Consider the following 8,191-nt stretch of genomic DNA (forward strand, 5'->3'; position numbering starts at 1 on the left):
AATCCGCTGCCGGGTTTTACCCCGACAGCAGTGACCTGTTTGAGCGAGAATTACTCGTCTTCCAGTTCGATGTTGATACCCAGCGAACGAATCTCTTTCAACAATACGTTGAAGGATTCTGGCATGCCCGGCTCCATCTGATGGTTGCCGTCCACGATGTTCTTATACATCTTGGTACGACCGTTCACGTCATCAGACTTAACGGTGAGCATTTCCTGCAGGGTGTATGCTGCGCCGTATGCTTCCAGCGCCCACACTTCCATCTCCCCGAAACGCTGACCACCGAACTGTGCCTTACCACCCAGCGGCTGCTGAGTAACCAGGCTGTAAGAACCGGTGGAACGCGCGTGCATCTTGTCGTCGACCAGGTGGTTCAGTTTCAGCATGTACATGTAACCAACGGTTACCGGACGCTCGAACTGTTCACCAGTGCGGCCGTCGTACAGGCGGATCTGACCAGAAGTCGGCAGGTCGCCAAGTTTCAGCAGCTCTTTAATTTCTGCTTCTTTCGCACCGTCGAAGACCGGCGTTGCGATTGGCATACCTTTGCGCAGGTTTTCAGCCAGACGCATAACTTCTTCATCGCTGAAGGTACTCAGGTCAACTTTCTGACGAACGTCAGCGCCCAGATCGTAAGCACGCTGGATGAATTCGCGCAGTTTCGCGACTTCTTGCTGCTGTTTCAGCATGGCGTTGATCTTGTCGCCGATACCTTTCGCAGCCATACCCAGGTGGGTTTCGAGGATCTGACCGATGTTCATACGAGACGGTACGCCCAGCGGGTTCAGTACGATGTCTACCGGCGTACCGTTTTCATCGTAAGGCATATCTTCGATCGGGTTGATCTTAGAAATTACACCCTTGTTACCGTGACGACCTGCCATCTTGTCACCAGGCTGGATACGGCGTTTAACCGCCAGATATACTTTAACAATCTTCAGCACGCCCGGTGCCAGATCGTCGCCCTGGGTGATTTTGCGGCGTTTCGCTTCGAGTTTCTTCTCGAACTCGTGTTTCAGTTCGTCATACTGCTCAGCCAGCTGTTCCAGCTGATTTTGTTTCTCTTCGTCGGTCAGGCCCAGCTCCAGCCAGCGATCGCGCGGCAGTTTGTCGAGCTTCTCAGCTTCAACGCCACCGGCTACCAGCACAGCACGGATACGGCTGAACAGACCCGCTTCGAGGATCTGCAGTTCTTCAGACAGGTCTTTCTTCGCCTGTTTGAGCTGCATTTCTTCGATTTCCAGCGCACGTTTGTCTTTTTCTACGCCATCGCGCGTAAAGACCTGAACGTCGATAACCGTACCGGATACACCGTTTGGTACGCGCAGAGAAGAGTCTTTAACGTCAGACGCTTTCTCACCGAAGATCGCACGCAGCAGTTTTTCTTCTGGGGTCAGCTGAGTTTCGCCTTTCGGCGTAACCTTACCAACCAGAATGTCGCCACCGGTCACTTCCGCACCAATGTAAACGATACCGGATTCATCCAGTTTGGAGAGCGCAGCTTCACCCACGTTCGGGATGTCAGCGGTGATCTCTTCCGGCCCCAGCTTGGTGTCACGGGACACACACGCCAGTTCCTGAATGTGGATGGTGGTGAAACGGTCTTCCTGAACAACACGCTCGGATACGAGGATGGAGTCTTCGAAGTTGTAACCATTCCACGGCATGAACGCTACGCGCATGTTCTGACCAAGCGCCAGTTCACCGAGGTCGGTGGACGGACCGTCTGCCAGCACGTCGCCACGTTCTACCGGTTCACCCAGAGACACACACGGCATCTGGTTGATACAGGTGTTCTGGTTAGAACGGGTGTACTTGGTCAGGTTGTAGATGTCGATACCTGCTTCACCCGGATACATCTCGTCTTCGTTAACTTTGATAACGATACGGGAAGCATCCACGTACTGAACGACACCACCACGTTTAGCAACCGCAGTTACACCGGAGTCAACGGCAACAGCACGTTCCATACCCGTACCAACCAGCGGCTTATCAGCACGCAGAGTCGGAACGGCCTGACGTTGCATGTTCGCCCCCATCAATGCACGGTTGGCGTCATCGTGTTCCAGGAACGGGATCAGGGACGCACCGACGGATACCACCTGCTGGGTGGATACGTCCATGTAGTCAACCTGGTCACGGCTGAACAAGCTGGATTCGCCTTTGCTACGGCAAGTTACCAGGTCTTCTACGAAGTGGCCTTCTTCATCCAGGTTGGAGTTCGCCTGGGCGATAACGTAGTTGCCTTCTTCGATAGCAGACAGGTAGTGAATTTCGTCAGTTACAACACCGTCGGTCACTTTACGATACGGAGTCTCAAGGAAGCCGTATTCGTTAGTCTGCGCGTATACAGACAGGGAGTTGATCAGACCGATGTTCGGACCTTCAGGGGTTTCGATTGGACATACGCGACCGTAGTGAGTCGGGTGTACGTCTCGAACTTCGAAGCCTGCACGTTCACGGGTCAGACCACCTGGGCCGAGTGCGGAGATACGACGTTTGTGCGTAATCTCAGACAGCGGGTTGTTCTGGTCCATAAACTGAGACAGCTGGCTGGAACCGAAGAACTCTTTCACTGCTGCAGAAATCGGCTTGGCGTTGATCATATCCTGAGGCATCAGGGTATCCAGATCGCCCAGAGACAGACGCTCTTTCACCGCACGCTCTACACGTACCAGGCCAACGCGGAACTGGTTTTCCGCCATTTCGCCAACGGAACGGATACGACGGTTGCCGAGGTGGTCGATATCATCGACTTCGCCTTTACCGTTACGGATATCAATGAGCTTTTTCATAACATCAATGATGTCGTCTTTGCTCAGGATACCGGAACCTTCGATTTCTTCGCGCAGCAGAGAACGGTTGAACTTCATACGACCAACCGCAGACAAGTCATAACGGTCTTCGGAGAAGAACAGGTTCTCGAACAGGCTTTCAGCTGCTTCACGAGTCGGCGGCTCGCCAGGGCGCATCATACGGTAGATTTCTACCAGTGCGCTCAGACGGTCGTTAGTTGGGTCGACACGTAAGGTTTCAGAGATATATGGGCCGTGATCCAGATCGTTGGTGAACAGCGTTTCGATACGCTTGTGACCAGACTGGCTCAGCTTAGCCAGCAGATCCAGGCTCAGCTCCATGTTCGCTGCGCAGATCAGCTCGCCGGTAGACTCATCAATATAGTCTTTAGCAACCACTTTACCTGCGATGTACTCAACCGGGACTTCGATCAGTTTGACGTCGTCTTTTTCCAGCTGGCGAATGTGGCGCGCAGTGATACGGCGGCCTTTTTCTACGTACACTTTACCGTTAGCTTCGATGTCAAAAGATGCGGTTTCACCACGCAGGCGTTCCGGCACCAGTTCCATCTGCAGCTTGTTATCACGGATTTCAAAGATAACTTTTTCAAAGAACAGGTCGAGGATCTGCTCTGTGGTGTAGTTCAGGGCGCGCAGAATGATGGTCGCAGGCAGTTTACGGCGACGGTCGATACGTACGAACAGGTTGTCCTTCGGATCGAATTCGAAGTCCAGCCAGGAACCACGGTAAGGGATAATGCGCGCGTTATACAGCACTTTACCCGAAGAGTGGGTTTTACCTTTGTCGGAGTCAAAGAAGACGCCCGGACTACGGTGCAGCTGGGAAACGATAACACGCTCAGTACCGTTGATAACAAAGGTACCGTTGTCTGTCATGAGCGGAATTTCGCCCATGTAGACTTCTTGTTCTTTAATGTCTTTTACGGTGCCTTCCGGCGCTTCGCGCTCATAGATCACCAGACGCAGTTTAACGCGCAGCGGTGCGGAATAGGTCACGCCACGGATTTGACATTCCTGGACGTCAAACACCGGTTCGCCAAGGCGGTAGCTGACGTATTGCAGCTCGGAATTACCGCTGTAGCTCTGAATCGGGAATACGGAACGGAAAGCAGCTTCCAGACCATACTGCCCTTCAGGATCTTGCTCGATAAATTTCTGAAACGAGTCAAGCTGGATAGAAAGGAGATAAGGTACATCCAGAACTTGTGGACGTTTACCAAAATCCTTACGAATACGTTTTTTCTCGGTATAGGAGTAAACCATAGGGTTCCTCAGCTCGCTGACAAGTCGACCCATCTGTCCATTGAGCGGACAGTTTGTGCAACACTATTTTGTTGACCGGAAAATGGAACACTTTCCGCAATGCCTGTTGCTATCACGCTTAAACCATTTCATTGCGATTTACACAGAACGGACGTCCTGTCGCAGTATATTAAGTCGTCGATAGAAACAAGCATTGAAAGGCACAGCAGTAGTCAAACAGTGTGAAACGCTACTGGCGCCTTACAGCGCAAAAAGGCTGGTGACTAAAAAGTCACCAGCCATCAGCCTGATTTCTCAGGCTGCAACCGGAAGGGTTGGCTTATTTAACTTCAACTTCAGCGCCAGCTTCTTCCAGAGCTTTTTTCAGTGCTTCTGCGTCGTCTTTGCTCACGCCTTCTTTCAGAGCAGCCGGTGCAGATTCTACCAGGTCTTTAGCTTCTTTCAGACCCAGGCCAGTTGCGCCACGTACTGCTTTGATAACAGCAACTTTGTTAGCGCCAGCAGCTTTCAGAATTACGTCGAATTCAGTTTTTTCTTCAGCAGCTTCAACCGGGCCAGCAGCTACAGCTACAGCAGCAGCAGCGGAAACACCGAATTTTTCTTCCATTGCAGAGATCAGTTCTACAACGTCCATTACAGACATAGCTGCAACTGCTTCAATGATTTGATCTTTAGTGATAGACATTTAAATTGTTCCTGAATATCAGAATAAGTTTATACGTAAGCGAATGCGTTAAAAAGATAACTGCGATTAAGCAGCTTCTTTCGCATCGCGTACAGCAGCCAGAGTACGAACCAGTTTGCCAGCCGAAGCTTCTTTCATGGTTGCCATCAGGCGTGCAATTGCTTCTTCGTAGGTCGGCAGAGTTGCCAGGCGGTCGATCTGAGACGCCGGGATCAGCTCACCTTCAAAGGCAGCGGCTTTGACCTCAAATTTTGCATTCGCTTTCGCGAACTCTTTGAACAGACGAGCAGCAGCGCCCGGGTGTTCCATAGAGTATGCAATCAGGGTCGGACCAACAAACGCGTCTTTCAGGCACTCGAACGGAGTACCTTCAACAGCACGGCGCAGCAGGGTGTTACGAACAACACGCATGTATACGCCAGCTTCGCGACCTGCTTTACGCAGTTCAGTCATTTTATCTACAGTTACGCCACGGGAATCCGCAACTACTGCAGACAGCGCGCCTTTGGCTACTTCGCTGACTTCAGCAACAATCGCTTGTTTGTCTTGAAGATTTAAAGCCATTAGCTTTGCTCCTGGATGTTTGCCAGAGAAAATCTCTGGAACTCACTTCACTCCTCCAAACGGAGAGAGCGTCTTAATTACGGTGAGCAGAAACAAGCCAGAATATAAAAGAATAATCTTAGCGTTCTGTCACCGTCTACGCAGGGGATTAAGTTTCTTGCGAAACTCCTGCGGTCTTCGACGGAGGCCTGGATAGGCCAGGCTCCAACGAACAAATCTTTTTAGCTGCTAACTTTCGTTAGCATACGTGGGGGTAAGATTGTAGACAAAATCACCGCCCACGTAAAGGCATTAGTTTACAGAAGCGCTCAGGCCAGCCTGGTCAACTGCAACACCTGCACCCATGGTGGTGGAGATGCTAACTTTCTTGATGTACACGCCTTTCGCCTGAGTCGGTTTTGCTTTTTTCAGCGCAACCAGCAGAGCTTCCAGGTTTTCTTTCAGTTTGTCAGCGTCAAAGTCCACTTTACCGATGGTGGTGTGGATGATGCCGTTTTTGTCGTTACGGTAACGAACCTGGCCAGCTTTAGCGTTTTTAACCGCTTCAGCAACGTTCGGCGTTACAGTACCCACTTTCGGGTTTGGCATCAGGCCGCGCGGACCCAGAACCTGGCCCAGCTGGCCAACAACGCGCATTGCATCCGGAGAAGCAATAACAACGTCAAAGTTCATTTCGCCTTTCTTGATCTGGTCAGCCAGATCTTCCATACCTACCAGTTCAGCACCTGCAGCTTTAGCAGCTTCAGCGTTTGCACCCTGGGTAAATACGGCTACGCGAACGGAACGGCCAGTACCGTGCGGCAGTACAGTTGCACCACGTACGTTCTGGTCAGATTTACGAGCGTCGATGCCGAGGTTAACAGCTACGTCCACGCTTTCTACGAATTTAGCAGTCGCCAGTTCTTTCAGCAGAGCGATAGCTTCGTTGATGTCGTACTGTTTGGTTGCATCAACTTTCTCGCGGATAACACGCATGCGCTTGGTCAGTTTAGCCATTTCTTAGTCCTCCACTACCAGGCCCATGGAACGTGCAGTACCTTCGATGGAGCGAGTCATCGCTTCAATGTCGGCACCAGTCATGTCGGCAGCTTTGGTCTGCGCGATTTCCTGCAGCTGAGCGCGGGAAATTTTACCCACTTTGTCTTTGTTCGGCTTACCGGAACCAGACTTGATACCAGCCGCTTTTTTCAGCAGAACTGCTGCTGGCGGAGTCTTGGTAACGAAAGTGAAAGAACGGTCAGCGTAAACGGTGATTACTACCGGAATCGGCAGACCTTTTTCGATGGAATCAGTTTTTGCGTTGAACGCTTTGCAGAATTCCATGATGTTTACGCCCTGCTGACCCAGAGCCGGACCTACTGGCGGACTCGGGTTAGCCATACCAGCTGCAACCTGCAGCTTGACATAGGCTTGTACTTTCTTAGCCATTATAAATTCCTCAAGTTGGGTAATAACGCCTCTGAGAGGCTCCCCGTGATATAAAAAATCGTTTTACGGGCAAGGCCCATAAAAACAAAAGGCGCGAAATTGTATTCCAATCTCGCGCCTTGTGCAACGATTAAATCGCCGCTTTTTTGATCGCTGGGTTAGGCTTTTTCAACCTGGCTGAAGTCCAGCTCTACCGGGGTCGCACGACCGAAGATAGAAACAGACACTTTCAGACGAGATTTCTCGTAATCCACTTCTTCAACAACACCGTTGAAGTCAGCGAACGGACCATCATTAACACGGACCATTTCACCCGGTTCAAACAGCGTTTTCGGACGCGGCTTATCACCAACCTGCTGCAGGCGGTTCATAATCGCATCGACTTCTTTATCGCTGATTGGTGCAGGACGATCGGAAGTACCGCCGATGAAGCCCATCACACGCGGTACGCTGCGCACCAGGTGCCAGCTCGCGTCGTTCATCACCATCTGAACGAGGACGTAGCCAGGGAAGAATTTACGTTCGCTTTTGCGACGCTGACCGCCACGGATTTCAACCACTTCTTCGGTTGGTACCATGACTTCACCAAACAAATCTTCCATGTTGTGTAATTTGATATGCTCACGCAGCGACGTTGCTACGCGGCCTTCAAAACCGGAAAACGCCTGAACGACGTACCAGCGCTTTTTAGGAGCTTCAGACATCTCAGAACCTCAGGCCAGTGATAAAGGATACCAGGCGAACCAGAATACCATCCAGTCCCCACAGGATCAGTGACATTACTGCGGTAACCGCAGCCACAATCAGCGTGGTGTGCAATGTTTCCTGGCGAGTCGGCCAAATGACCTTACGGACTTCGGTACGCGCTTCACGGGCAAAAGCAACGGTAGCTTTACCTTTTGTCGTTAACAGCGCGACACCACCCGCTGCAGCAATCAGAATTACTACGGCCAGCGCACGCAGCGGCAGCATAATGTCGCGATAAAGATAGTTGCCGACAATCGCCACCAGGAGCAATGCCACCACAACGACCCACTTCATCGCTTCCAGGCCGCGCCCGCTTCCTTGAGCTTCGGTATTCGCACTCATAAACCAACCTGTCAGAAGTTTTCTACAAACATTTTCACCCCGCGATCGCGAGGCAAACCAAATCGAAACGCGTATTAGCTTTTCGGATTATACGCCCTCAACAGAGCCTGTCTCAGCAATGATTATGACAAAGAAAATCACTGATGAGCCAGGTTCTGGTACGAAAGCGTGCAAAAAGGGCATCAAATGATGCCCTTTTAGTGCGCATTGCGTCAAATGTTATCGGCAATTAGCTCAGAACTTTTGCTACAACGCCCGCGCCAACGGTACGGCCGCCTTCACGGATTGCGAAACGCAGACCGTCGTCCATCGCGATCGGGTGGATCAGGGTAACAACCATTTTGAT

Annotated in this window: 8 protein-coding genes; all 8 read right to left on the reverse strand. The window is 51.4% G+C overall.

Going from position 1 to position 8,191, the window contains the following annotated elements:
• Positions 1 to 50 precede the first annotated feature (50 nt).
• Positions 51 to 4,079, reverse strand: coding sequence for a DNA-directed RNA polymerase subunit beta (gene rpoB, locus ACJHX7_RS24955; RefSeq protein WP_000263098.1), 4,029 nt, complete (start codon positions 4,077 to 4,079; stop codon positions 51 to 53).
• Between the two features lie 319 nt (positions 4,080 to 4,398).
• Complete coding sequence (gene rplL / locus ACJHX7_RS24960) at positions 4,399 to 4,764, reverse strand: 50S ribosomal protein L7/L12 (protein ID WP_000028878.1); 366 nt, start codon at positions 4,762 to 4,764, stop codon at positions 4,399 to 4,401.
• Between the two features lie 66 nt (positions 4,765 to 4,830).
• Entirely contained in the window at positions 4,831 to 5,328 is a 498-nt protein-coding gene (rplJ, locus tag ACJHX7_RS24965) for a 50S ribosomal protein L10 (RefSeq protein WP_001207201.1), read from the reverse strand.
• A 291-nt stretch (positions 5,329 to 5,619) separates the two neighbouring features.
• Positions 5,620 to 6,324: a 50S ribosomal protein L1 gene (rplA, locus tag ACJHX7_RS24970; protein ID WP_001096684.1), complete on the reverse strand. Its 705-nt coding sequence runs from the start codon at positions 6,322 to 6,324 to the stop codon at positions 5,620 to 5,622.
• A 3-nt stretch (positions 6,325 to 6,327) separates the two neighbouring features.
• Positions 6,328 to 6,756 carry a 50S ribosomal protein L11 gene (gene rplK / locus ACJHX7_RS24975; RefSeq protein ID WP_001085926.1) on the reverse strand — a complete coding sequence of 143 codons (429 nt, stop codon included), beginning with the start codon at positions 6,754 to 6,756 and terminating at the stop codon, positions 6,328 to 6,330.
• Positions 6,757 to 6,914: 158 nt separating this feature from the next.
• Positions 6,915 to 7,460, reverse strand: coding sequence for a transcription termination/antitermination protein NusG (nusG, locus tag ACJHX7_RS24980; protein WP_001287516.1), 546 nt, complete (start codon positions 7,458 to 7,460; stop codon positions 6,915 to 6,917).
• 1 nt (position 7,461) lies between these two features.
• The gene (gene secE / locus ACJHX7_RS24985) at positions 7,462 to 7,845 is read right to left on the reverse strand and encodes a preprotein translocase subunit SecE (protein WP_001275702.1); all 384 of its coding nucleotides are present in this window, start codon (positions 7,843 to 7,845) and stop codon (positions 7,462 to 7,464) included.
• 229 nt (positions 7,846 to 8,074) lie between these two features.
• On the reverse strand, positions 8,075 to 8,191 hold a 117-nt coding region (locus ACJHX7_RS24990; protein WP_000531012.1), incomplete at its 5' end, for an elongation factor Tu.

It is taken from the genome of Escherichia sp. WS1451 (assembly GCF_046487365.1).
GTDB classification, from domain to species: Bacteria; Pseudomonadota; Gammaproteobacteria; order Enterobacterales; family Enterobacteriaceae; genus Escherichia; species Escherichia coli.